The sequence below is a fragment of the Arthrobacter liuii genome (genome assembly GCF_014639275.1).
GTDB lineage: Bacteria > Actinomycetota > Actinomycetes > Actinomycetales > Micrococcaceae > Arthrobacter > Arthrobacter liuii.
Window position 1 is genome coordinate 394,214 of record NZ_BMFW01000001.1, and the last position, 23,477, is coordinate 417,690.

22 protein-coding genes are annotated in these 23,477 nt (G+C 66.1%); 13 read left to right on the plus strand and 9 right to left on the minus strand.

Annotated features, from left to right (window positions below; translation table 11 throughout):
• Window positions 1–243 precede the first annotated feature (243 nt).
• Both IEW19_RS01785 and IEW19_RS01790 read left to right on the plus strand, forming a co-directional pair.
• Complete coding sequence (locus IEW19_RS01785) at window positions 244–1,212, plus strand: trypsin-like serine peptidase (RefSeq protein WP_188569959.1); 969 nt, start codon at window positions 244–246, stop codon at window positions 1,210–1,212.
• Window positions 1,196–1,369: a hypothetical protein gene (locus tag IEW19_RS01790; RefSeq protein WP_188569960.1), complete on the plus strand. Its 174-nt coding sequence runs from the start codon at window positions 1,196–1,198 to the stop codon at window positions 1,367–1,369. The genes IEW19_RS01785 and IEW19_RS01790 overlap by 17 nt, the downstream gene beginning before the upstream one ends.
• A gap of 66 nt (window positions 1,370–1,435) precedes the next feature.
• On the opposite strand, the gene purH is transcribed toward IEW19_RS01790, so the two are convergent.
• On the minus strand, window positions 1,436–3,121 hold the full coding sequence (gene purH / locus IEW19_RS01795) for a bifunctional phosphoribosylaminoimidazolecarboxamide formyltransferase/IMP cyclohydrolase (RefSeq protein ID WP_188569961.1): 1,686 nt from the start codon (window positions 3,119–3,121) through the stop codon (window positions 1,436–1,438).
• 142 nt (window positions 3,122–3,263) lie between these two features.
• Between purH and IEW19_RS01800 the strand changes: the two genes are divergently transcribed.
• On the plus strand, window positions 3,264–4,616 hold the full coding sequence (locus IEW19_RS01800; RefSeq protein ID WP_188569962.1) for an MFS transporter: 1,353 nt from the start codon (window positions 3,264–3,266) through the stop codon (window positions 4,614–4,616).
• 72 nt (window positions 4,617–4,688) lie between these two features.
• Here the strand turns inward: IEW19_RS01800 and IEW19_RS01805 are convergent, their stop codons facing one another.
• Together IEW19_RS01805 and purN are read right to left on the minus strand one after the other, a co-directional pair.
• The gene (locus IEW19_RS01805; protein WP_229748251.1) at window positions 4,689–5,501 is read right to left on the minus strand and encodes a DUF559 domain-containing protein; all 813 of its coding nucleotides are present in this window, start codon (window positions 5,499–5,501) and stop codon (window positions 4,689–4,691) included.
• Window positions 5,502–5,772: 271 nt separating this feature from the next.
• Window positions 5,773–6,354 carry a phosphoribosylglycinamide formyltransferase gene (gene purN / locus IEW19_RS01810; RefSeq protein WP_188569964.1) on the minus strand — a complete coding sequence of 194 codons (582 nt, stop codon included), beginning with the start codon at window positions 6,352–6,354 and terminating at the stop codon, window positions 5,773–5,775.
• Between the two features lie 39 nt (window positions 6,355–6,393).
• Here purN and IEW19_RS01815 point away from each other — a divergent pair, with 39 nt between their 5' ends.
• Window positions 6,394–6,825 carry a hypothetical protein gene (locus IEW19_RS01815; protein WP_188569965.1) on the plus strand — a complete coding sequence of 144 codons (432 nt, stop codon included), beginning with the start codon at window positions 6,394–6,396 and terminating at the stop codon, window positions 6,823–6,825.
• A gap of 14 nt (window positions 6,826–6,839) precedes the next feature.
• On the opposite strand, the gene IEW19_RS01820 is transcribed toward IEW19_RS01815, so the two are convergent.
• Window positions 6,840–8,156, minus strand: a complete 1,317-nt coding sequence (locus IEW19_RS01820) for a cell division protein PerM (RefSeq protein ID WP_188569966.1) — start codon at window positions 8,154–8,156, stop codon at window positions 6,840–6,842.
• 437 nt (window positions 8,157–8,593) lie between these two features.
• Entirely contained in the window at window positions 8,594–9,448 is an 855-nt protein-coding gene (locus IEW19_RS01825; protein ID WP_188569967.1) for a DUF2382 domain-containing protein, read from the minus strand.
• A gap of 260 nt (window positions 9,449–9,708) precedes the next feature.
• On the opposite strand from IEW19_RS01825, the gene IEW19_RS01830 reads away from it, so the two are divergent.
• Window positions 9,709–10,866: a glycosyltransferase family 4 protein gene (locus tag IEW19_RS01830; RefSeq protein WP_188569968.1), complete on the plus strand. Its 1,158-nt coding sequence runs from the start codon at window positions 9,709–9,711 to the stop codon at window positions 10,864–10,866.
• Window positions 10,863–12,233 carry a UDP-glucose dehydrogenase family protein gene (locus IEW19_RS01835; protein ID WP_188569969.1) on the plus strand — a complete coding sequence of 457 codons (1,371 nt, stop codon included), beginning with the start codon at window positions 10,863–10,865 and terminating at the stop codon, window positions 12,231–12,233. The genes IEW19_RS01830 and IEW19_RS01835 overlap by 4 nt, the downstream gene beginning before the upstream one ends.
• Before the next feature lie 13 nt (window positions 12,234–12,246).
• Here IEW19_RS01835 and IEW19_RS01840 read toward each other — a convergent pair whose 3' ends face one another.
• The gene (locus IEW19_RS01840) at window positions 12,247–13,110 is read right to left on the minus strand and encodes an HAD hydrolase family protein (protein ID WP_188569970.1); all 864 of its coding nucleotides are present in this window, start codon (window positions 13,108–13,110) and stop codon (window positions 12,247–12,249) included.
• Between the two features lie 245 nt (window positions 13,111–13,355).
• Here IEW19_RS01840 and IEW19_RS01845 point away from each other — a divergent pair, with 245 nt between their 5' ends.
• Window positions 13,356–13,625 (plus strand): GlsB/YeaQ/YmgE family stress response membrane protein, encoded by a 270-nt coding sequence (locus IEW19_RS01845; protein WP_188569971.1) that lies wholly within the window; start codon window positions 13,356–13,358, stop codon window positions 13,623–13,625.
• Between the two features lie 173 nt (window positions 13,626–13,798).
• The gene (locus IEW19_RS01850; RefSeq protein WP_188569972.1) at window positions 13,799–15,961 is read left to right on the plus strand and encodes a putative bifunctional diguanylate cyclase/phosphodiesterase; all 2,163 of its coding nucleotides are present in this window, start codon (window positions 13,799–13,801) and stop codon (window positions 15,959–15,961) included.
• Between the two features lie 16 nt (window positions 15,962–15,977).
• On the opposite strand, the gene IEW19_RS01855 is transcribed toward IEW19_RS01850, so the two are convergent.
• Entirely contained in the window at window positions 15,978–16,355 is a 378-nt protein-coding gene (locus IEW19_RS01855; RefSeq protein WP_188569973.1) for a hypothetical protein, read from the minus strand.
• 220 nt (window positions 16,356–16,575) lie between these two features.
• Between IEW19_RS01855 and IEW19_RS01860 the strand changes: the two genes are divergently transcribed.
• Window positions 16,576–17,127, plus strand: a complete 552-nt coding sequence (locus tag IEW19_RS01860) for a dihydrofolate reductase family protein (protein ID WP_188569974.1) — start codon at window positions 16,576–16,578, stop codon at window positions 17,125–17,127.
• Window positions 17,128–17,129: 2 nt separating this feature from the next.
• Here the strand turns inward: IEW19_RS01860 and IEW19_RS01865 are convergent, their stop codons facing one another.
• Window positions 17,130–17,480: a DUF3846 domain-containing protein gene (locus tag IEW19_RS01865; protein WP_188569975.1), complete on the minus strand. Its 351-nt coding sequence runs from the start codon at window positions 17,478–17,480 to the stop codon at window positions 17,130–17,132.
• Window positions 17,481–17,621: 141 nt separating this feature from the next.
• On the opposite strand from IEW19_RS01865, the gene rlmC reads away from it, so the two are divergent.
• The 4 genes from rlmC to IEW19_RS01885 all read left to right on the plus strand — a co-directional run bounded on the left by rlmC (window position 17,622) and on the right by IEW19_RS01885 (window position 22,544).
• Window positions 17,622–18,749 (plus strand): 23S rRNA (uracil(747)-C(5))-methyltransferase RlmC, encoded by a 1,128-nt coding sequence (gene rlmC / locus IEW19_RS01870; RefSeq protein ID WP_188569976.1) that lies wholly within the window; start codon window positions 17,622–17,624, stop codon window positions 18,747–18,749.
• A gap of 135 nt (window positions 18,750–18,884) precedes the next feature.
• Window positions 18,885–19,904: a DUF6454 family protein gene (locus IEW19_RS01875; RefSeq protein ID WP_188569977.1), complete on the plus strand. Its 1,020-nt coding sequence runs from the start codon at window positions 18,885–18,887 to the stop codon at window positions 19,902–19,904.
• Between the two features lie 61 nt (window positions 19,905–19,965).
• Window positions 19,966–21,660 carry a phospholipase C gene (locus IEW19_RS01880; protein WP_188569978.1) on the plus strand — a complete coding sequence of 565 codons (1,695 nt, stop codon included), beginning with the start codon at window positions 19,966–19,968 and terminating at the stop codon, window positions 21,658–21,660.
• A gap of 176 nt (window positions 21,661–21,836) precedes the next feature.
• Window positions 21,837–22,544: a hypothetical protein gene (locus tag IEW19_RS01885; protein WP_229748252.1), complete on the plus strand. Its 708-nt coding sequence runs from the start codon at window positions 21,837–21,839 to the stop codon at window positions 22,542–22,544.
• A 14-nt stretch (window positions 22,545–22,558) separates the two neighbouring features.
• Here IEW19_RS01885 and IEW19_RS01890 read toward each other — a convergent pair whose 3' ends face one another.
• Window positions 22,559–23,383: an SDR family NAD(P)-dependent oxidoreductase gene (locus tag IEW19_RS01890; protein WP_188569979.1), complete on the minus strand. Its 825-nt coding sequence runs from the start codon at window positions 23,381–23,383 to the stop codon at window positions 22,559–22,561.
• Between the last annotated feature and the right edge of the window lie 94 nt (window positions 23,384–23,477).

Consider the following 23,477-nt stretch of genomic DNA (forward strand, 5'->3'; position numbering starts at 1 on the left):
GAACCGTACCGGGGTGCCAGCGTTACCCCGGCGGCGGGCAGCATTACAGCGATAGAGAACGGCCGACGGCGGCACGCACCGGGGTGCCTGGTCCGTCGTCGTAATTGAAAGGGTAAAAAGGAATACCGGAAGGGTCCTTAGGCGGTATTTTGATATCTCATTACTGTGTACAAACTTGTTGGGTGACGATAAATTCGCTAAGTCACTCCCGATCCCGGGCAAACCCGTTCAGACAGGACAACCATGACACGCACCAGGTCTTTGGCTTCCGGCCTCCTGACTTTCTCGGCGGCCACCGTGCTGGCTCTCACCTCGGCCGGCGGGGCCTCAGCCGCGCCGGCACCGTCCGGCGGGAACGCAGACCCGTCAGTCGCCAGCGTCACGGTCAACGCCGCCGGCGCCGCAGATTACTGGACTCCCGAGCGCATGCAGAGTGCCGTTCCCGGCGACACCCTGGCCGGCAAGGCGCTGGAACGCGGCAACCGCTCCAGCCCCGCCGTCGTTGAAAAAGGCAAGCCCTCTTCCACCAAGGGCACCAAGGGCAAGCCCACCATCGCCCAGAGCGAGGACCCCGTGTCGCACATCGGCAAAGTCTTCTTCACCATGGGCGGCGCCAACTACGTGTGCTCCGGCAACGCCGTCACATCAGCCAACGGCAGCACGGTAGCCACAGCCGGTCACTGCGTCAACGAGGGCCCAGGCGCGTACGCCACCAACTTCGTCTTCGTGCCTGCCTACGACAACGGCGCGGCACCCTACGGCAAGTGGACCGCCAAGGCCCTGTACGCCCCCACCCAGTGGGTTTCCAGCGGCGACATGACCTATGACACGGGCTTCGCCGTGGTCAACCCGGACAGCAACGGGGACCTGCTCACCGACGTCGTCGGCGGCTCAGGCACGGCCTTCAACCAGGCACGCGGCCTCACCTACACGTCGTACGGCTACCCCCAGGCCGCACCGTTCAACGGCACGTCCCTGTGGAGCTGCACCGGCACCGCCTCGGCCGATCCCAACAACCCCCAGTTCGGTACCCAGGGCATTCCCTGCGACATGACGGGTGGTTCTTCGGGCGGTCCGTGGTTCATCGGGACCGACTCTGACGGCGTGCAGAACTCCATCAACAGCTACGGCTACAAGGGCTCCGCCGTGATGTACGGGCCGTACTGGGGCAGGGTCATCCAGGACACCTTCACGCGTGCAGCAAAATCCTAAAAAACCTGAACCGGACGAGGATCCTGTCAGCCACGTGGACCTGACCCAGTCACCCGAGGAAGTCCTGGAGTACTGGACAAAGGAACGGATGGCGGAGGCCAAGCCCCGGGAGATCAAGCTCCCGGAGCCCGGCCCCCGCCCGGCCGACCAGGACTAAACCAGCAACACGACGACGGCGCCCGTCCCCTTCGAAGGGGGCGGGCGCCGTCGTTTTGGGGTGTGCTCAGTGGAAGAAGTGCCGGGCGCCGGTGAAGTACATGGTGATGCCGGCCGCGTTGGCGGCAGCGATGACTTCCTGGTCCCGGACCGAACCGCCGGGCTGGACCACTGCGCGGACACCGGCGTCGATGAGGATCTGCAGGCCGTCGGCGAACGGGAAGAACGCGTCGGAGGCGGCCACAGCTCCGCGGGCCCGCTGGGGTGCGCCGGCACCGCTGGCGTTGGAGGCACCGCCGGCACCGTCGACGTCGGATTCCACCGTCACACCCAGCGTGTTGGCCCGCTCCACGGCCAGGCGGCAGGAATCGAGCCGGTTGACCTGGCCCATGCCGATGCCCACTGCGGCGCCGTTCCCGGCAAGGAGGATCGCGTTGGACTTCGCTGCCCGGCAGGCGGTCCAGGCGAATTCGAGGTCAGCGAGTGTCTCCTCATCCGCGGCATCGCCGGCGGCGAGGGTCCAGTTGGCGGGGTTGTCGCCGTCGGCGTCCACCTTGTCGCTGACCTGGACCAGCATGCCGCCGGAAACCTGGCGGAACTCCGTGGGGTAGCGGCCGTAGCCCTCGGGCAGGGCGAGCAGGCGGATGTTCTTCTTTTGGGAGAGGATCTCCACGGCTTCGGGCTCGAAGCCGGGAGCGATGACCACCTCGGTGAAGATGTCCTTGACGGTGTTGGCCATGGGCGCGGTGACGGTGCGGTTGGCGGCGATGACGCCGCCAAACGCGGAGACGGGATCGCAGGCGTGGGCCTTGGCGTGGGCGTCGGCGATGGGGTCCGCGGCGTCGGCGGAACCGACGGCCACACCGCAGGGGTTGGCGTGCTTGATGATCGCGACGGCCGGTTCGCTGAAGTCGTAGGCGGCACGCAGGGCGGCGTCGGCGTCAACGAAGTTGTTGTAGCTCATGGCCTTGCCGTGCAGCTGGTCCGCCTGCGCGATGCCAACGGGAGCAGCCTTGTCCACGTACAGGGCAGCCTGCTGGTGCGGGTTCTCGCCGTAGCGCAGGACCTCGGAGCGTTCCAGGGACAGGCCGGCGTAGGCAGGCCAGTCGATGACGCCGTCGCCGTCCTCATCCAGGAACTGGCTGGCGGTCCAGGTGGCCACTGCATTGTCGTAGGCAGCGGTGTGCGCGAACGCCTTGGCGGCGAGGCGGCGGCGCGTCTTCAGGTCGAAGCCCCCGGCGGCTGCAGCTTCCACCACCTGGCCGTAGAAGGAGGGGTCCACCACGATGGCGACGGCGGCGTGGTTCTTGGCTGCCGACCGCACCATGGCGGGGCCTCCGATGTCGATCTGCTCGACGACGTCGTCCTGCGCGGCACCGGACTTGACGGTCTCCACGAACGGATAGAGGTTCACCACCACCAGGTCGAAGGCTTCGATGTCCATGCTGGCGAGGGTTTCCATGTGGGCGGGGACGCGGCGGTCCGCCAGAATGCCGCCGTGGACGCGGGGATGCAGCGTCTTTACGCGGCCGTCCAGCATCTCGGGCGAACCGGTGACTTCCTCAACCTCCTGCACGGGAATGCCCGCGGCGGCGATCTTCTTGGCCGTGGAGCCGGTGGAGACGAGCTTGACGCCCGCGGCGTGCAGGCCCTTCGCGAGCTCCTCCAGGCCGGTTTTGTCGTAGACCGAGATCAGGGCCCGGCGGATGGGTACACGGTCAATGGATACGCGCTCATGCTGCGTGAAGCTCACAAATGTCTCCGTCTTATCTCGCGGACCAGGGCCGCGGTTGGTGGGGATAGGGCCAGTTTATCGCGAAGGGCGCAGTTGCCCCGTGTGTCAGCCGGAGTGTGAACGCCGCAGTGCCGGGCTAGAGTTTCAACAGGAGGCGGCGATGAACACTTACACCACTGTGCCCAGCGGCGAACAGGTGGTCCAGGAACTACCCTGGCGATGGAAAGTCCAGGGCAGGATCTTCCTGATCGGCGGCCTCGGCTTCATGTTCGATGCCTGGGACGTGACCCTGAACGGCATCCTGATTCCGCTGCTGTCCAAGCACTGGTCGCTCTCCGCCGGGGAGGCGGCCTGGGTGGGCACCGCGAACCTGATCGGCATGGCCCTGGGCGCCTTCGTCTGGGGAACCATCGCGGACACCGTGGGGCGCAAGAAGGCCTTCACTGCCACCCTGCTGCTGTTCTCCGTATTTACGGTCCTGGGCGCGTTCGCCCCCGACTTCATCTGGTTCTGCATCTTCCGTTTCATGGCCGGGTTCGGCCTGGGCGGCTGCATTCCAGTGGATTACGCACTGGTGGGTGAATTCACCCCGCGCAAGCAGCGCGGCAAGGTGTTGACTGCCATGGACGGTTGGTGGCCGGTAGGCGCCGCCCTGGCAGGGTTTGTGTCGGCCGGATTGGTGGCCCTCTCCGGCGACTGGCACCTGACCATGCTGGTGATGGTGCTGCCTGCCCTGCTGGTCTTCTGGATCCGGCGCAGCGTGCCGGAGTCCCCCCTGTTCCTGATCCGGAAAGGCCGGCGGGAGGAAGCCGCCAGGATCATTGACGGGCTGGTGGAAGCCACCGGAGCAGAACCCCGCGCGTACAGCCTTCCCGATGCCAGGGACGTCCCGAGGCTGTCCGCCGGCAGCGCCTGGACCCAGCTGCGCTCGGTGTGGCAGTTCAACTGGAAGATCACCACTGCCGCCTGGTCCCTGTTTTTCAGCATCCTTCTGGTCTACTACCTGTCCCTGACATGGATGCCGAGGATCCTCATCGGCGCCGGTTTCGCCGAGTACAAGGCGTTCATCACCACCGCCTCCATGGCCGCCGTCGGATTCCTGGGCGTGGTGGTGGCAGCCCTCCTGGTGGAGCGGGTGGGTCGCAAATGGATCCTTGCCATCACCGGTCCGCTCGCTGCGCTGACCCTGGTGATCGTGGCGTTCGTGGTGGACATCCCCACGGCTGCCGTGTTTTGGCTGCTGGCGTTCGGGTTCGTGGTGCAGGTGGCCATTCCGGTGCTCTATGCCTATGTGTCCGAGCTCTACCCCACCGAGCTGCGGGGCACCGGGTTCGGCTGGGCGTCCACGTTCTCCCGGCTGGGGGCAGGCTTTGGGCCACTGATCTTCGCCAGCTACTTCTGGCCCGTACTCGGGCTGGCCACCTCGTTCGCGCTGGCCGGGGCCTTGGTGCTCGTGTCCGTGCTGTGGATGGCGTTCTTCTCCCCTGAGACCCGGCAGCGCCGCCTGCAGTAGCCGCCCCCTCCCCCTCCCAACTAGGTAGCGCCAGGTGTCGTTCTGAGCCCTCAGAACGACACCTGGCGCTACCTAGTTTTGACTCTGCGGTGACCAGCCTCGTGATAGCAGCATCCGTCTCACCTTGGCCACGGCGCGCTTCGCGTCATTCTCCATGTGGTGTTTGGAAATCCTCACAAGAAGCCAACCTGCACGATCGAAATCTTCTTCGCGGGTGATGTCCCGCACAATTTGCATCGCTTCCGAATGCCCCTCGCCGTCGTACTCCACGGCGACCTTTTGTTCCGAATAGCCCAAGTCAGGTTGGCGTACGACGCCGTCGGCCAGCTTCGTGGGCACGTTCAGCAGGGGTTCGGGCAGGCCCGCGTATTCCAGAGCCAGCCGCAGCCTGGTTTCCTGCGGGGAGTCAGCTCCAACCCTGGCGAGATCAAGGGCGAGACGCGCTTTCCGTATTCCCGGTGTTCCCTTGTGCCTGTCCAGCATCTCCGCCAGGTCCTCAAGCGTTGCGTAGGGCTCGGATCTGCCCTCGAAATCCGGGCGTGGCCATCGGATCAAATGGTCCGCCACAACGGTTAACTCCTCGATGCCCATCTTGCGGGAGCAATCCAGCCACGTTCGAACCCGCGACGTGACCAGCAGGCCCTGATGGCTGACAATCTCATCGTCGAAGAACTGCCCACGGTGTCCCCTCACCCCGGGTCGACGGACGATGGCAACGGTGTCCGGACGGGAAATGTGAAGCAGGCGTTCGTCGCTGCCGGGCAGGAATCCGGGAAACTGCCAAAGTAGGAAAGCGGATGCATGGGAAGCTGCAGCCGATTCCGTCACCTTGGTGTAGGGCCGGATGCAAGCAGCCAAATCGTCCTGGCTGCAGGAGTCCGGCACCCGGACTCCCCTGCTTGGCCGCTGCAGCCCCTGGTGACGGAGCCTGCGGCGGCTGATACCGGCGTCGGCTGCTTCCTGAAACGTGAATGGCAAGGAAGCAAACTGTCCGGGCAAGCGGCTGGGAACCTTCATTAGCCCATGGTGGCAGCCCGAGCGGCCCCTACTGAAAGTTATCCACAGGGTTTGTCAGCTGATGCGATGTAGGTAGCGTCAACTGTCGTTTTGAGGGGTCAAAACGACACCTGGCGCTACCTAGTTGGGCAGGCGCGGGCTAGGAGGCAGTGAACGCGGGGGCTGCGGCGAGCGCGGCCAGCGTGGAGACCAGGAGCCGGCGCTCCACCACCTTGATGCGTTCGTGGAGGGTTTCCTCGGTGTCGGAGTCCTCGATGGTCACGGCCGCCTGGGCGATGATGGGCCCGGTGTCCACGCCTGCGTCGGCCCAGTGCACCGTGCAGCCCGTCACCTTCACGCCGTACGCCATCGCGTCCCGCACGCCGTGGGCACCGGGGAATGCCGGGAGCAGCGCCGGGTGCGTGTTGAGATACCTGCCATTGAACGCGTCGATAAAGCCCGGGCTGACAATCCGCATGAAGCCGGAGGAGACCACCACGTCCGGCTTGTAGGCGGCCACGGCCCCGGTCAGCGCGGCATTCCAGTCGGCACGGTCCGGGTAGGCCTTGAAGTCCACCACGAAGGTGGGGATGCCGGCCGCGGCTGAGCGTTCGACGCCGTAGGTCCCCTCGCGGTCGGCGCCTACCGCTGCGATTTCCACGTCGAGCTCCCCCGCATGGACGGCGTCGATGACTGCCTGGAGATTGGATCCGGTTCCGGAGACGAGGACGACGATGCGCATTGGTCCAGCTTAGGTGCAGGCTCGCGTACGCTGGAAAACATGAACAGCGAACCGGGCCGCAGCGGGCAGCAGCAGGTCAGACCCGCGCTCAGCGAGGCGGCTAAGACCTCCCTCGCCAAGACCCACACCCTGTTCCGGATGTTTGTGGTCTCGGTGCTCGGGGCCTTCTTCGTATACCAGCTGGACGTTGGCTACCTCTGGCTGACAACGGTGCTTACCGCCGCGGGGGTGGTCCTGGGGATTGTCCTGCTGGTACGGGCGGTGCGGTTGAAGGAATCCAAGCTGGTTCTCTTTGGCACCATTTCCGGGCTGGTGGTCGCCGCTGTCATGGTGCTGCTGATTGCAACCACCATGGTCCTGTTTGACCAGGTGCGTGAGTACCAGGCCTGCGTGGGGCGGGCGCTGACGGACCGGGCCACCCATGCGTGCATGGTGCAGTTCCAGGATGTACTGCCCACGAAGGTCCGCTAGGCGCGGGCGCGGTCCTAGTGGACCAGTTCCGCGTCCTGTTCCACGGACCCGGTTTTCTCGCGTTCCAGCCACGGTCCGGCGGCGTAACCGATGACGACGCCGGCACCCACCTCGGCAGCCACCCAGAGTCCCGTCCATAGCGGGTCGGGCCCGATGGCGGTCAGGCGGCCAAGGCCGGCTGAGCCCCTGGCAAGCCAGGCCAGGCACACGGTCAGCAGTCCGGCGGCCAGCCCGCCGAGCACGCCCAGCACCAGGGTGGAGACGCTTGCCGTGAACCAGCGGGCGCGGACCTTGATGGAGAGCCACTCGTCGAAGTGGTTCTCCCCTTCCCGGAGGAACCACCAGCCCGCCATGACCCCTGCCAGGACGGGAACGATCAGGGCCACGAAGGCGTAGTCCAGGGACCCTGACGGGATGGCCGCCAGGACCGGGATGGACGGCAGCGGCCCCACGGCGGTGCCCAGCGGACCCGCCTGGGAGCCCACCCCCACGGCGAAGCCCGCGCCGGATGTCCATGCGAGGGCAAAGACCACGAGGTTGGGCAGGAAGCCAAGCTGCGCGATGGTGAGGGCGGCACCTCCCACGGGGCCGGCGTCGAGCCCTTCGTAAACGGACACCACGAGGTTCCAGTGGATGAACAGGTCAACCGCCAGCAGCGCTGCGGCCAGGGTGAGGGCGGAAGCCACGGCCACGAAGCCGGCCTTGGCAGCAGACGCGAAGTACGACCCCGCCCACCGGGAATGCTGGCTGGTGCGCGAGATCCAGTCCACGGCGTCGACGCCGATCAGCCGGCTCCAGGAGCCTGCCTCCCTTCGCGCACCCACCACCATGCCGAGCCCAAACGGAACCAAGGGAACCAGCATGGCGTACCAAAGGTTGATGACGACGTCGGCGCTGCGGCATACGAACCCCGTGGCGGCGCCGAACGCCGCGTAGACCGCCCACGATCCCAGCAGCGCCTGCCACAGCTGGTCCGTGTAGGAGGCGCGGGCCAGCCTGCGGCCTGCGCGCCACGCCAGGAGGAACGGAATCACGGTCAGGCCCATGGGGGTCAGGCTCAGGACGCCCGAGCCGCCATGGGTGGCCGGCTCCGGCCCGGCTCCCGCAAGCTGCAGCGGTACGCCGTGGACCAGGAGCCATGACTGCCCAGCCAGCCGTGCCAGGACCTCGAACTGCCCGTTCATGAAACCCGCCGTGGCCCAGACAGCCACGATGGGCGCCACTACCATCAGCGCGGAAATGATGGCCGCCTGCGCCGCTTCGAGGGCACCCTGCAGCCACAAAGGCATGGGAAGGCCACGGTTTCCGGTCTGATCAGCGCGCAGTTTCATCGTGTTCCATGGTGTCACGCCGGGTGCGCCGTCCCCGCGAACGACAGGCTCCGCGGCGGCACCGATCAACAATCGGATACCCCGGGATCCGGCGCTTTTTCCCCAGCCGCGCCGTAAAATTGGTAGAAACCAACACCCACCGCCCCGCCGAGGACGTAGTGCGATTTCTGCTGGCCGCCAGACATGATCAGCGCCAGCCGAGGACCCGGATTCCGTAAACCGGGAAAACAGGAGCCGCGAATGAGAGATGAACCGTAAGTTCTGAAGATATTCGTCCTACTGGCTGGTGCAGTCACCGCTATCAGCGCGGCTGCACCAGCGTTTAAAACAGTGCGGCGCCGGGAGCCTCCAAGTAGGCTCCCGGCGCCGTTCACCGTGTCAGGGCCGCTGCTTCAGTCAGCCTGCCCGCGGAACTGGGGCCGGAACCCCAGCCCCGATCAGCGGCGGGTATCGCCGTCTGTTTCGATGTTCTCCTTGCGGACTTCCTCGTTGACCGTGACATCGTCGCGGACAACGTCCTTGTCCAGCCGGACCCGCTCCACCGGAACGGCTTCCTTTTCCACTACGGGGCGCTCCTCGTGGAGGACCACCTCGTGCTCTTCTTCGCTGATTGCAGGTCCGTCGTGGGCCGCTCCGCGGTTGGCGTCCGTGATGGGCTCACGCTCGATGCGGACTTCTTCGCGCTCCACCGGAATGGTCTTGGTGACGTTCTCGGTGGTGACGTACTTGCGCAGCCTTGCCCGGCCGCTGGCCTCACGTTCCTTGCCCACGTGCAGCTGTTCCTCGGACCGCGTCATGGCGTCGTCGGTGGTGGGGCCGGAGGTGTCGTGGCCGACCGCTCCGCGGGTGGTGTCGCGGTCGGAGGTATCGCGGCCGCCACCGAGACCGGCGGTGGGGGTGCCTGCGTTCAGGTCGGCGTCGCCTTGGCGGTCGACGTCCCCGGCAGTGCCGGACTGGGCCTCAGTGTAGGTCCGGGCTCCACGGTCGTAGTACGTGTACAGCCGGTCCTCTTCCTCAGGAGTGAGGTGGCCGTCGGCATCCACCCGGGGAGCGTCCTTGACGTGCTCCTTGGTGAAGGGAACCACCAGGTCTTCGCCCTGGTTATGTGCACCTTCAACCGGCACGAAAGACTCCGAAGTGCCGAAAAGTCCCGTCTTGACGGTGACCCATGTGGGCTCACCCGTGTCGTCGTCTGCGTACAGCTGCCCGACTGAACCAATCTTCGTGCCGTCGGAACCGACGACATGGCCGCCCTTGGTGAGCAGGTTTTCAAGGTTTTCCCTGTTTAGCATGACGTCTCCTTGGATTGTCTTTGCACTGGGTCTGCCAGCAATGGATGACCTGGATGGGGGCTTGTGCCCGGCTCCCGGCTTCCGCCCCGGCTGCTTGAGGCTCTGCGCTGACCGCCCCACTACCGTAAGCATGCTTAGCATCGAATGCCAAGCCTACTTAGTAATTTTTTTTGGCGGCCGGGCCAGCTGTTCACCCTGGCTTCTTCTCCGGGTAACGCTTTTTCCCCCGCCATTTCAAGGAGGACGCCCACGGTTGAGGGGTGAGGATCGCAATCGTGGCCGAATCATTTTTGCCGTTGATGAACGGCGTCACCCACTCCATCCTGCGGGTCTTGGACCATCTCCAGGAGCGGGGCGACGACGTCCTGGTCATTGCCCCGTCCTCCCATGACGGGGAGGAACCTGTCCGAGTCAAGGGCGCAGAGGTCCACCGGCTTCCCGCGGTCCCGCTGGCCGGCTACACGAACGTGCGGGTGGCACTGGGAGGTGTGTACCGGGTCAAGCGAATCCTTGCCGAGTACGCGCCCGACGTGGTGCATCTTGCCTCGCCGTTCGTGCTGGGCTGGCGCGCGGCCCAGGCCGCCAGCCAGCTCGGCATTCCTACGGTGGCGATCTACCAAACCGAAGTTCCCAGCTACGCCGGCCGGTACGGCGTACCCTTCCTGGAGAACTGGGCCTGGAACCGGGTGGAGAACATCCACCTGCTGGCCACCCGCACCCTGGTGCCTTCCACATTTGCGCTGAACCAGTTGCGCGGCCGGGGCATCCCGCGGGTGCGGATGTGGCGCCGCGGGGTGGACACGGTGCGGTTCTCCCCGGAGAAGCGCGACGACGGCTGGCGGGCGTCGGTTGCCCCGGACGGTGAGCGGATCATCGGCTACGTGGGCAGGCTCGCCGTGGAAAAACAAGTGGAAGACCTGGCCGCCCTCGCTGGAATACCCAACACGAGGCTGGTGATTGTGGGCGACGGACCCCAGCGCGCAGCCTTGGAGGCGGCCCTCCCCGCGGCCGTTTTCACCGGCTTCCTCAGTGGCGATGACCTGGCCCGCGCCGTGGCTTCCTTCGACTTGTTCGTCCATCCAGGCGAGTTCGAAACCTTTTGCCAGACCATCCAGGAGGCCATGGCATCGGGTGTTCCGGTGGTGGCCACTGGGCGGGGCGGGCCCTTGGACCTGGTGGAGAATTCACGCACCGGATGGCTCTACGAACCCGGCGACCTGTCCGCGATGCGCGCCCGGGTCCAGGACCTGATGGGTGACGACGCCAAACGCCGGGCCTTTGCCGCGGCAGCACACGCATCGGTCCAGGGCAGAACCTGGCCGGCGCTCTGCACGGAACTGGTCCAGCATTACAAGGACGTCATCGCGCCGGTGCCGGTTGCCGCGATCTCAACCAACGCCAAGGGGGCGCAACTGTGAAAATATCCGTGATCGGCTGTGGCTACCTGGGTGCTGTCCATGCGGCGACCCTGGCGTCCATGGGGCATACCGTGGTGGGCATCGATGTGGATCCCGCCAAGGTGCAGCAACTGGCGCAGGGTGTGGCGCCGTTCCACGAACCGGGGCTGGACGAACTCCTCAGGGACGGCCGCGACACCGGGAGGCTGCTGTTTTCCACCGACCCGGCGGATGCCAGGGGTGCGAACGTGCATTTCCTGTGCGTGGGAACGCCGCAGGACAAGACGTCCGACGCCGCCGACCTCACCTTCCTGGTCTCCGCAACGGTTGCCTTGCTGCCGCACCTGGCCGCGGGCGCCGTCGTCGTAGGTAAATCCACGGTGCCTGTCGGGACGGTGGACATGCTTCGCGGCCTTCTGGAGGCGCGGCCCGACGTGCTGCTCGGTTGGAACCCCGAGTTCCTGCGGCAGGGCACCGCCGTCAAGGACTCGCTGGTGCCGGACCGGCTGGTCTACGGCGTGGACGGGGGGCGGCCCGCCGCCTTCAACCCGGCCTCCGGCGCACCCCTGGGAGTGACAGCAGCGCTCGACGCCGTCTATGAACCGCTGCTGAGCGCCGGAATCCCCCGCCTGGTCTGCAATTTCGCAACGGCAGAGCTCATCAAGTCGGCCGCCAACGCCTACCTGGCCACCAAGGTCAGCTTCATCAATGCCGTGGCGGAACTATGCGACGCCGCCGGCGCTGACGTCTCCGAGCTCAGTGAGGCTATGGGCCTCGACCCGAGGATCGGCAGCAGGTACCTGCATGCGGGGCTGGGCTTTGGCGGCGGCTGCCTGCCCAAGGACATCCGCAGCTTCCGCACCCAGGCAGCGGCACTGGGCGTACCCGCGGTAGAGGACTGGATGCGGCTTGTCGATTCGGTGAACCTCGGCCAGCGTGAACGCACGGCGGCCCTCGCCGCGGAGCTGTGCGGCGGGACCGTGGCAGGACGTTCCATCACCGTCCTCGGGGCCTCCTTCAAGCCAGACACCGACGATATCCGGGACTCCCCCGCGCTCGACGTGGCAGACCGGCTGGCCGCTGCCGGAGCACACGTCACCGTCACGGACCCCAAAGCGGTGAACCTTGCGTGGCGGCGCTACCCGCGCCTCCGCTTCGAAGCGTCCATGGGGCGGGCACTGCAGGACGCTGAACTCGTGCTGCTCCTCACGGAATGGGACGAGTACCGGCGGCTGTGCCCCGCCGCGGCCGGGCAGCAGGTACGACGCCGGGTGGTCCTGGATGCAAGGAACGTGCTGGATGCAGCCGCCTGGCAGGAACAGGGCTGGGTGGTGCGGGGGCTCGGCACTTCCGCCGGCGCCTTGACTGCGGCAGCCGCCGCACGCTGAGGCAGCCGCCGGCCTAGCCCAGGAGCCCCAAGTCCGCGAAGGCCAGCGCAACACCGGCGCCGGCCGGCGCCGCGGTGATCCGGTCCGCTACGGCAAGAACGGCTGGGTGGCCCCCTTCCACCGCAATGCCAATGCCGGCGTACTCGAGCATCTCTATGTCGTTGGCGCTGTCGCCGATTGCCACGATGTCCGCCCGGTCCAGGCCGAGCCGGGCCTCCACCACCTGGATGCCCACGGCCTTGTGCGTGCCGGCCATGAAGATCTCCCCCGCACGCTCGCCAAGGGCTGACAGGGAACTCGGGATCAGCCCCACTTCCGGGCCGAAGGTTTCCAGCAGGCGGGTCAGCGGCACCGGTGAATCGAAGCACGAGATCTTGGCATAGGACGTTGCGCGGAGGTCGTCGCTGTACTGCATCGGTCCCAAAATGTCCTCAAGCGGGTCCACGTCCGTGCTGAGGATTCCGTCATGCTGCGGGCGTCCGGCGAAGATGGGCCCAAGGACCTCCCGCAGCCGCCGGTCCACGCCGGTGCGGCCGTGCAGGGCCTCTGGAGCTTCCAGGATGTAGGCGGCGTTGTGGGCATCGAGTGTTTCCACAATGCGCGCCGCCAGACGCGGCTCAAAGCGCGCGTCCCTGAGGAGCTCGCCGTTGACCTCCACCCTGGCACCGGCGCCGGTGATGGTGCCGTCAAATCCTGCCTCCAGGATGTGGCCGGGGACCATGGACAGGGGCCGGCCTGTGCAGACAAAGACCAGGTGGCCAAGCCTGCGGGCGGTGCGGACCGCGTCCACATGTGCCTCCGGAGCGAGCCCATGGTCGGCATACGTGCCGTCGATGTCGAGGAAGACGGCACGGGGCCTGGGGGTTTGGCTGGGCATGCCTGCGCTCCTTGGTCGGCTGTGGGACTTTTGTCATCCTATCGGCGGTGCTATGCGCGCAGCAGTCCAGGAAGGTGGAAGGCGAAGGCTTTTGACGTCGCGGTGGATGAAAGTGTCCCATTCCCGCCAGGAAACTGACAGTCATCCTGTGATATGCAAAGTCTTGCAGAGTAGTAAGCCTGCTGATTGAATGAGGGAACCGGAAATGGGGGGCCCGGCACAACTTACTGACAAGGAGTGGCAACATGGGCATTATTGGATTTCTCATTTTGGGCCTGATTGCTGGAGCCATTGCAAAGGCCATCCTGCCGGGTCGCCAGGGCGGCGGCTGGGTGGTCACCATGGTACTCGGGGTAGTCGGGGCCATCCTGGGCGGCTGGATCGGATCGCTGATTTTCGGCGGCGGACTGGCGGATTTCTTCGATCTCAGGACCTGGTTGCTGTCCATCCTCGGCGCGATCATCGTGCTGCTGATCTACGGTGCCGTCGCCAACCGCAGTGGCCGCCGGGTGTAGCCGCTTTCGCATTATTCAAATAAATAGGAAGCGCCGGACTCCAAAAGGAGGACGGCGCTTTTTACGTCCTGCAGCGCTTGGCTGCGGAACTGAATTGCAGACTCCGGCACCCGCGTGCCCCGTAGCTGCACAATTTCCGCCTCCGGCCTTTATGATGGCGAAGGGGTGGTGTGATGACCGGTATTTTGGGCCATGGCGACAATGTGGCATCACAAACTTTTGGCGCCGTTTTGGACGCAAGCCCGGACGCACTGCTGGCATTGAATGCAGACGGCACCGTCCTGGCGGCCAACGCCGCAGCGTCAAGGCTGTTCGGGTTGCAGCAGCACGCGTTCAGCGGCCTGGACCACCGGCTGCTGGTCGCGGAGGAATCCCGCGACGAAGTGGCCAACCTTTTGCACCAGCTCCTCACCCGGCCGGAGGAACATCCCACGCCGCGGGACATCATGGCACTGCGGGCGGACGGAACAGAGTTCCCCGCAGAAGTGGCCGCCGCGTTCCTGGGCTCGGCTGAAGCTCCCGGTATCCGCCCCGGCGATGCAGCCCCTTCCGGCCCACAGCTTCTGCTCTCGGCCCGCGGGACAGCGCACCGGAAAGCGGCGGACGCCAACCTCCGGGAGGCCCTGTCGCTGCTCACGGCCACCCTTGAATCCACTGCCGACGGCATCCTGGTCATCGGCAATGACGGCAGGGTGGCCGGGTTCAACGACCAGTTCCTCACCATGTGGAGCCTTCCGCCGGAGGTAATGGAGGCGGACAGCGATGAGCCTGCAGTGCGGCTCGTTGTGGGACAGGTGGCCGATCCTGTGGGCTTCACCGCCCGGCTGGGCGAACTCCAGGAGGACCCGGCCGCGGAAAGCCACGACGTGGTGGAGCTTAGCGACGGGCGTACCTTTGAGCGCTATTCCCGCCCGCAGCGGGTGGGCGAGCAAATCGTAGGCAGGGTGTGGAGCTTCCGGGATGTGACGCCGCGGCGGAAAGCACAGGAACAGGCGCACCAGGCCATGATGGACCTCGCCGTCCAGGCGGAAAAGCTGCGGACCATGGCATTCCAGGACCCGCTGACCGGCCTCGCGAACAGGGCCGTTTTCAACGATGCGCTGGCCGAGGCCCTGCAGGAACCACGGCTGATGACCGTGGATGTGCTGCTCCTGGACCTGGACGACTTCAAGGAAGTCAACGACATCCTTGGCCACCAGGCCGGCGATGACATGCTCATCGAAGTGGCGCGCCGGCTCCGTGGCTGCGTCGCCGCCGCCGACGTGGTGGCCCGGCTGGGCGGGGACGAGTTCGTGGTACTCCTGACCGCCTGCCCCGATGCCGATGCGATCGCCGCGTGCATTGTGCGCTGCCTGCACGTCCCCGTCACCATTGGCGGCACCGTCCTCCGTCCGAGCCTGAGCCTGGGGCTCGCCTCCCTTGGCCAGGACAGCGTGGGCCCCTCCGAACTGCTGCGGCACGCGGACATTGCGATGTATGCGGCCAAGGCTGCAGGCAAGAACCGGTTCCTGCGCTTCCACCCGGACATGATGCAGGCGCTGGTGCAGCGCACACACATGGAGAGCGGGCTGCGGCTTGCCGTTCCCCGTGGCGAAATCACTGTGGACTTCCAGCCGATCGTCTCGCACCGGATGGGGCAGGTGGTCCAACTGGAAGCCCTGGCCCGGTGGGACCGCGGCGGCGAGCGGGTGCCGCCGTCGATCTTCATCCCACTCGCCGAGCGCACCGGGCTGATCAGCGAGATCGGGGCCGAAGTGATGGCTACCGGCATGGTCCAGCTGGCGCGGTGGCTCAGCGAGGATCCCTCGCGGTCCCTGGCCGTGAACGTCTCCGGTGTCCAGCTGCAGGAACCCGACTTCGCCCAGACCGTCCTGCGGCTGGCGGAAGCCAGCGGCGTGGCGCCCTACCAGCTGGTCCTGGAAGTCACCGAGAGTGTATTTTTCGACGCCGATTGCAGCCTGATCCAGCAGCTCAGCATGCTGCGGGACGCCGGCTCCCGGGTGGCGCTGGATGACTTCGGCACTGGCTATTCCTCCCTGGGCAGGCTGCAGGACCTGCCCGTGGACACGGTCAAGATCGACAGGACGTTTGTGTCCATGGTGCGGACCGGCAACGAGCGGCTGCCCATCCTGAGCTCCATGATCAATATGGCCCACAGCCTGGGCCTGACCGTGACAGCGGAAGGCATCGAGACCGTGGCGCAGGCGGACTACCTGGCGGCGTTGGAGTGCGATTCGCTGCAGGGCTACCTGTTCTCGTTGCCGGAGCCCGGAGACAGGCTTGGCCAGGCTTTGCACCACGCCGAAGAGGCCCTCAACGCGTTGAAGGGCAGGTAACCGGCAAGTTCCGGGCCTAGGCTGCTTCCTGGCGCCCGGGGCGCTGCGGCTTTGCCTGGGCCGGCTGGGAAGTTGGAGGCTGCGCCGGCTCGGGGGCTTCCACGGCAACGGCAGGAGGATTGGCCGGTTCGGCAGGCGCGGAAGCAACTGCGGCGGCGCGGTTGCGGCGCCAGCGGCGGACCAGGTCGACGGCGGCGAACAGCCCTGCCAAAGGGGTGAGCACGGCTGCCGCGTAGACGAACAGCATCCAGGTCAGGGTGGTAAGCGGGGGCTGGTTATTGTTGAGCAGGGACAGTCCGCCCAGCATGGCCACAATCCAGAACAGCAGCACGGCCGTCAGCACGGCGCCGGCAGGAAAATACTGGTTGGTCACAATTTTTTTCAGGGTTTCCATGCACTTCCTCCTGCCTGGCCGGGGACGGCAAAAGCCGTTCAAAGACCAGTATGGGGCCCGGCCGGCACGAAACCGCGCAAGACGACACGGCGAGTGATGAAGCTAACGCGGCCACCCGCCGTCGTACGAATTCCGCGTCCGAAAAACGCGGTCCAAACCCTTCCCGGAAGAGGTTCGGCCTAATAGCGTAATGCCTGTCCGTTCGATATTTGGAGGCTCCATGCGCAAAGTCACTGCCGGCCTGTTCCACTCCGTGGACGGGGTGGTGTCCGAACCTTTCAAGTTCCAGTTCGACAGCTTCGACGACGAACTGGGCCGGGGCCTGGCCAGGATGATGAACACCGTGGACACAGTGGTCCTGGGCCGGGTCAGCTACCAGGAATGGGCCGGTTACTGGCCGGGCGCATCAACGGATCAGGACTTTGCCAAATTCATCAATCCCGTGGAGAAGTTCGTTGCGTCTCGCACGCTTTCGGGGCCACTGGAGTGGCAGAACTCGCAGCTGATGGACGCGCCGCTTGAGGAGTTCGTGGCCTCGCTGAAGGAGCGCGACGGCGGCGAGATCGCCGTGTGCGGAAGCATCTCCGTGGTGCGGCAGCTGCTGTTCGCCGGGCTGCTGGACTCCCTGCAGTTGATGACCCACCCGGTGATCGCCGGCAGCGGCCGCAGGCTGTTCGGGGACGGCGACCCGCTCACCCGCCTGGTGCTGCAGGACGAGACCACCACCAGCAAGGGCAACGTGCTCAGCACCTATGGAGTCCGCGGGGAATAGGGTTACGCGGCCAACGGCGCTCCGAAAAGCTCCTCCGCGAGCCGGGCCAGGTGCTCCGGGATGTCCGCCTCGGCCCCGTGTTCACCTCGGCCGAGGAAGACGGCGGTTCCGCGGATCCCGTCGAGGTCCAGGCCGCATTCGTGCATCAGCTGCCCGGCGCGGAAGTTGACCGGCAGGAGCATGGTGACGCTTTCCGCATTCAGGTACACATGCCAGTCGCCGCGGATCACCGACTCCAGTGGTCCACCCACCAGGTCTTCCAGGGCCTGCAGGTCCGCCGCCACCTGCTCGATGCGGATGGGCTCGGAATTGCTGGCCGGTACCACAAGTGCTGTGTAAGTTCTGTTGTTCATCGTTCCGTTTCTCCATAGGTTTTAACACCTGTAGGCACGCCGGTGTTCCCGCGTGCTGGGCCGTGGGGGAACGCGCGACGGCGGCGCCCACCCGGGTGCCGGCGTCGCACCTTGCCTGCGGGCGCGTAAAATGGACCGGTCATGCACTGTTCCTACTTTGATGCCGGCACCTGCCGCTCCTGCACCCACATGGGCAGGCCCTACGGCGAACAGCTGGACGGCAAGCAGCTGCACTGCCAGGCCCTCCTCTCCGCGCACACGGAACTGGAATGGTTGCCGCCGGTGGCGAGCCGGGAGTCAGGGTTCCGCAACAAGGCCAAGATGGTGATCGGCGGCACGGCGCAGAACCCCACCATCGGGATCCTGGACGCCGACGGCCACGGGGTGGACCTGCGCATGTGCGGCGTCTGCTCGCCCGGCCTGCGGGCGTGCTTCCCGGTGCTGGCCAACTTCATCCGCCGCGTCCGGCTGACCCCCTACGATGTTCCGCGCCGTACCGGCGAACTCAAGCACATCATCATCACCGAATCCCCGGACGGCGACGTCATGCTCCGTCTGGTTCTCCGCTCGGAGCAGGTGGTCCCGCGCATCCGGAAGCACCTTCCGGACCTCCTGGCCGCCCTGCCGCAGGTGAAGGTGGTCTCGGTCAACCTGCTCCCGGAACACAAGGCCGTCCTTGAAGGCGAGCGCGAGATCCTGCTCACGGAGCAGTCCACGCTGAACATGCGGGTCAACGACATCAACCTGCGTCTGCGGCCGCAGAGCTTCTTCCAGACCAACACCGGGATGGCCGCGGCCTTGTACCGCCAGGGGCGGGAGTGGGTCAGCGAACTGGCGCCGGCGTCGGTGTGGGACCTGTATTGCGGCGTGGGCGGATTTGCCCTGCACAGCGCCGCCCCGTCCCGCACGGTCACGGGCATTGAGGCCAGCAGCGAGGCCATCGTTTCCGCCAGGCTCAGCAGTGCCGAAGCAGGACTGCAGGGCATGGACTTCCGGGCCGGCGACGCCACCGCATTCGCCCTCGCGGCGGAGCAGTCCCCGGAGCTGGTGATCGTGAACCCGCCCCGGCGCGGCATCGGCAAGGACCTGTGCGGCTGGCTGGAATCGTCGGACGTGCAGCACGTGGTGTATTCCAGCTGCAACGCGCAGTCCCTGGCCCGCGACCTGGCCGCCCTCCCCTCGTTCACCGCGCGGCGGGCACGGGTCCTGGACATGTTCCCGCAGACCACGCACTACGAGGTGATGGTGCTGCTGGAACGCACGGCCTGAGGCCAGCCGGGCAGGCCACGCTGCCAACCGGTCAGTCACGCGACGGCGGAAGTTCACCGTAAGGCCATTCCCGGTTAATTACCCATTAGTAACTTGAGAACTCCTGTTGAGACCCCAACCTTAAGAGGCCCCCGCATGAGCTCCAAGCCCACCCGACGCGCCCTCACCGTGGCCGCGTCCCTGATAGTTGCCGCCTGCGCGGCGGCAGGGACAGCGGCCGCCCAGGCCAGCGTCCAGGTAAAGGACACCAGCCCCGTGTCCGGCGCCCACCACGAAACGGACACTGTCCTGGCCGACGCCTTCGATGCCGTCAACCGCAACACGGCCTGGCAGCAGACGTCCAAGCTGAAGCTGAACTTCCCCACCTACCACACCGAGGGAATCGCTTTCAGCCAGGACCACATCTTCCTCTCTGCGGTCCAGATCATCGAACCGACGGTCAAGTACCCCACACCGCAGGACGGGTACGACCGCACGCCCGGCAAGGGCATCGGCCACCTGTTCGTCATGGACAAGGCCGGCAACCTGCAAAAGGACATCACCCTCGGCGAGGGGGACATGTACCACCCGGGCGGCATCGACTTCGACGGCACCAACGTCTGGGTTCCGGTGGCCCAGTACCGGCCGGACAGCAGCGCCATCATCTACAAGATTGATGCGGACACCCTTGACGTCCACAAGCAGTTCGAGGTCAAGGACCACTTCGGTGGCATCGTCCTGGACAAGCAGACCGGCCACCTGGTGGGAAACACGTGGGGCTCCCGCCGGTTCGCTGAATGGGACCTCCAGGGCAAGGAGCTGGCCACCTGGGAGAACCCGAACTACTTCATCGACTACCAGGACTGCCAGTACGTCCCCAACGCCAAGATGCTCTGCGGCGGTGTTACCAACCTCCCGCAGACCCCGGCCGCCGGCGGCACCGCAGCAACCTATGAACTGGGCGGCATGGCAATGATCGACCTCAAGTCCCACGAGGTAACCCGCGAGGTCCCTTTCCAGAAATGGTCCACCGCCGGGCACGTAGCCACCCGCAACCCGTTCAAAATGACCGCCGACGGCAACCACCTCACCATGAAGGTCGCCCCGGACAACGGCGAAGAAGGCAACGGCACCGAAATCCTCACCTACGAAGCCGACGTCGCCCCCGCCAAGTAACACCCCTAAGACCCGCCGCCCCGGCGGCAACCCCCACCCAAACTGAACGATTGGACACCCCATGCCTATTCAGGCACCTGTTACCCGCAAACGAGTGGCCGCCGCGACCGGCGCGGCTGCCCTGGCTGCCTCAGCCCTGGCAGCCGGCCTGGTCGGCTTCGGCGCAGCCCCGGCCACCGCCGTCGGCGCCCAGGACAACACCGCCACACCGATCAAGCATGTGGTGGTGCTCTTCCAGGAGAACGTCTCCTTTGACCACTACTTCGCCACCTACCCCAACGCGGCCAACACCCCGGGTGAAACCCAGCAGGGCACCGGCACTGCAGCTGCCGCCTTCAAGGCATCCGAGGACACGCCCAAGGACATCAACACCCTCGCGAACGCAGGCCTGATGGCACCGAACAACCCCAACTCGGTCCAGCCGGCGCGCCTGTCCCCGATGCAGGCCGTCACCTGCGACCAGGACCACGAGTACACCGCCGAACAGAAGGCGTACAACGGCGGCCTGATGGACAAGTTCGTGCAGTTCACCAGCAAGGATGCCTGTGCACCGAACCAGTACGGGCGTCCGGGGCTGACGATGGACTACTACGACGGCAACTCCGTCACCGGGATCTGGAACTACGCCCAGAACTACGCCATGAGCGACAACCACTTCAGCACCGTCTTCGGCCCCTCGACCCCGGGCGCGCTGAACCTGGTTTCCGGGCAGACCCACGGCGTCAAGGAATACACCGCCGCCGGCCAGCCGGTGAAGCCCACCGCCAGCGACTACACGGTCCGCGTCCCTGACGCCAACGGCGTGGGCACCATGATCAATGACCCGGACCCGGTCTACGACGACTGCTCCAACAACAGCCACGGCAAGACCAACAACCTCGCCGGCATGACCGGCAAGAACATCGGCGACCTGCTCAACGACCAGGGCGTGTCCTGGGGCTGGTTCCAGGGCGGCTTCACCCCCACCACCGCGGCTACCGCCACGGCGCCGGCCGCCTGCAAGAGCACCCACAACAACGTGGCCGGAGTCTCCAGCACCGACTACAACCCGCACCACCAGCCCTTCCAGTACTACGCCTCCACCGCCAACCCGCACCACCTGGCCCCGGCGAGCGACGCGGAAATCGGCCACAACGGCCAGGCCAACCACCAGTACGACCTGACTGACTTCAACAAGGTGGTCAACAGCGACAACATGCCCGCCGTGTCCTTCCTGAAGGCCTCCAACTACCAGGACGGCCACGCCGCCTACTCGGACCCGGTCGATGAGCAGAACTTCGTCACCAAGACCGTGAACGAGATCCAGCAGTCGAAGAACTGGGAGGACACCGCCGTCGTCCTCGCCTACGACGATTCCGATGGCTGGTACGACCACGTCGCCGCCCAGGTGAAGAATGCCTCCAACAGCCCCGACGACGCCGCCTGGTGCCAGAACGCGGCCGCGGCCGGTGTTCCGGTGGCCGGCGGGTATGCCGACCGCTGCGGCCCCGGCCCGCGCCAGCCGCTGGTGGTCATCTCGCCGTACTCGAAGAAGAACTTCGTGGACCACAACGAAACCGACCAGGCCTCCATCCTGCGCTTCATCGAAGACAACTGGCACACCGGCCAGATCGGCGACGCCTCGGCCGACGCGACAGCCGGGTCCATGAACGCCATGTTCAACTTCCACCACGAACGCAACGACAAGGTCCTGCTCAACGAGCAAACCGGCGCAGTCAACTCCATCACCCACAACGGGCACCCCGCAGGGCAGTGACCTAACCCCCACTGCACTGCAAGAACGGCGGGAGCGCTGTCCGGCACAGGCCGGGCAGCGCTCCTGCCGGTTTTCCCAAGGAATAAATCAAGATTGGCCCTGAATCCGTTCTCCCCGTGGGGGCGAAGCTACGCTGGCCGTGCAATTTGCATCCAGCGCACGCATTTGGGGGACCCATGCCTAGGATCAGCACCTTTTCCGCGCCTCGTAAACATCGCGAGACAAACGCCGTTACGCCCGCACAAGCCGCCCGGCGGAAGGCGCCCAACCCGTCGCTGGTGGCAGGGGCCGCTGCCGCCGTCGTGCTTCTCCTGGCCGGCTGCGGCGCACCCCAAGCCTCGCTGAGCGCCGCTACTGCGCCCGCCAGCAAATCTGCCACCGCCACCCCCACGGCAACACCCATTGCCGATACGCCATGCAGCACCGTGAACGGGCAGCAGGTGTTTGCCGAAAGCACCTATGTGTGCACCAAGCATGAGTCGGGGCGGCTGGTGTGGCTTGAAGCCGCCCAGTCCAAGCGCGTCACCGACAAATTGGCCGCAGCCGCCGCAGCGAAGGCAGCAGCAGACAAAGCCGCCGCAGACAAAGCCTCGGCGGAGGAGGCTGCCCGGCAAGCCGCCGCGGCGAAGGCAGCGGCGGACAAGGCCGCAGCAGACGCGGCCGCGAAGGCCGCCACGCCTCAGGCCCCCGTGGCCCAGCCTGTGCCGGGGACGAATCCGGGCTGCGATCCGAACTACTCAGGGTGCGTGCCCATTGCCTCCGACGTTGACTGCGCCGGCGGTAGCGGCAACGGGCCGGCATATGTCCGCGGTCCCATCCAGGTCACCGGCCGCGACATCTACGGCCTGGACTCCGACCATGACGGCATCGCTTGCGAAAAGTAGGACAGCTCCGGGACTCAGGCGAAGGCCTTGACCAGCTCCTCGCTCTTCTCCCACAGCCCCCGCGCCAGCTCGGCGTCGTACGCCTGCGGGTTGGCCTTGGCCAGGGCACGCTTGGCGTAGTAGGCGCCGGAGATCCAGTCCGTGCCGGCTGTGCCGTTGATGAGCCAGAGCATGGTGTCGGCACCCTGGTCCGGGCTGAGCATGAAGCGGTTCAGCAAGGTGGTGTACGCATGCCGGAAGGGGCTGGAGGACTCCGCGGCGAAGTTGGTGCGGACCACGCCCGGGTGGAATGCCGCCGTCGTGATTCCCCGGTCGTGGAAGCGGCGGTGCAGCTCCGAGGTGAAAAGGATGTTCGCGAGCTTGCCCGTACCGTAGGCGCGGTTGGTGCTGTACCCGTGCCCGGCGGTGAGGTCGAAGAGGTCCACCTTGCCGAAGTTGTTGGCGGCGCTGGAGGTGTTGATCACCTTGGCCTTGCTGGCGGTGAGCGTGTCCATCAGCAAGGTGGTGAGCAGGAACGGTGCCAGGTGGTTGACCTGGAACGTCGATTCGTTGCCGTCCACGGTGAGCGTCCGCTTGCCCATGATCCCACCGGCATTGTTGGCTAAGACGTCGATGCGCGGGTAGTTCGCTTTCAGTTTCTCCGCAAGATCCCGGACCTGCGCCAGGTCGGCGAAGTCAGCCAGATAATGCTCCGCGGCGATGTCTCCGGCAAGGGCACGGGTCTTTCCAGCGGAACGGCCGACGACGACCACCTGCTCCCCTGCCTTGGCCAGCGTCCGCGCGGCGGCCGCTCCGATGCCGTCGCTGGCGCCGGTGATCACAATGGTGCGAGGAGTCAAGGGGTGTCCTTTGGTCGGCGGGTGGCGCACCCGGACGGCACACCATCGGGCATAACGACGGCGGGGCGGCCGGTGTTCCCACCATCCGCCCCGC

Excerpts from the sequence above, each read along its gene's own strand:
- IEW19_RS01785 (WP_188569959.1), top strand. The coding sequence starts at position 244 with ATGACACGCACCAGGTCTTTGGCTTCCGGCCTCCTGACTTTCTCGGCG.
- IEW19_RS01800 (WP_188569962.1), top strand. The coding sequence starts at position 3,264 with ATGAACACTTACACCACTGTGCCCAGCGGCGAACAGGTGGTCCAGGAA.
- purN (WP_188569964.1), bottom strand. The coding sequence starts at position 6,354 with ATGCGCATCGTCGTCCTCGTCTCCGGAACCGGATCCAATCTCCAGGCA.
- IEW19_RS01815 (WP_188569965.1), top strand. The coding sequence starts at position 6,394 with ATGAACAGCGAACCGGGCCGCAGCGGGCAGCAGCAGGTCAGACCCGCG.
- IEW19_RS01820 (WP_188569966.1), bottom strand. The coding sequence starts at position 8,156 with ATGAAACTGCGCGCTGATCAGACCGGAAACCGTGGCCTTCCCATGCCT.
- IEW19_RS01825 (WP_188569967.1), bottom strand. The coding sequence starts at position 9,448 with ATGCTAAACAGGGAAAACCTTGAAAACCTGCTCACCAAGGGCGGCCAT.
- IEW19_RS01840 (WP_188569970.1), bottom strand. The coding sequence starts at position 13,110 with ATGCCCAGCCAAACCCCCAGGCCCCGTGCCGTCTTCCTCGACATCGAC.
- IEW19_RS01845 (WP_188569971.1), top strand. The coding sequence starts at position 13,356 with ATGGGCATTATTGGATTTCTCATTTTGGGCCTGATTGCTGGAGCCATT.
- IEW19_RS01850 (WP_188569972.1), top strand. The coding sequence starts at position 13,799 with ATGACCGGTATTTTGGGCCATGGCGACAATGTGGCATCACAAACTTTT.
- IEW19_RS01855 (WP_188569973.1), bottom strand. The coding sequence starts at position 16,355 with ATGGAAACCCTGAAAAAAATTGTGACCAACCAGTATTTTCCTGCCGGC.
- IEW19_RS01860 (WP_188569974.1), top strand. The coding sequence starts at position 16,576 with ATGCGCAAAGTCACTGCCGGCCTGTTCCACTCCGTGGACGGGGTGGTG.
- IEW19_RS01865 (WP_188569975.1), bottom strand. The coding sequence starts at position 17,480 with ATGAACAACAGAACTTACACAGCACTTGTGGTACCGGCCAGCAATTCC.
- rlmC (WP_188569976.1), top strand. The coding sequence starts at position 17,622 with ATGCACTGTTCCTACTTTGATGCCGGCACCTGCCGCTCCTGCACCCAC.
- IEW19_RS01875 (WP_188569977.1), top strand. The coding sequence starts at position 18,885 with ATGAGCTCCAAGCCCACCCGACGCGCCCTCACCGTGGCCGCGTCCCTG.
- IEW19_RS01880 (WP_188569978.1), top strand. The coding sequence starts at position 19,966 with ATGCCTATTCAGGCACCTGTTACCCGCAAACGAGTGGCCGCCGCGACC.
- IEW19_RS01885 (WP_229748252.1), top strand. The coding sequence starts at position 21,837 with ATGCCTAGGATCAGCACCTTTTCCGCGCCTCGTAAACATCGCGAGACA.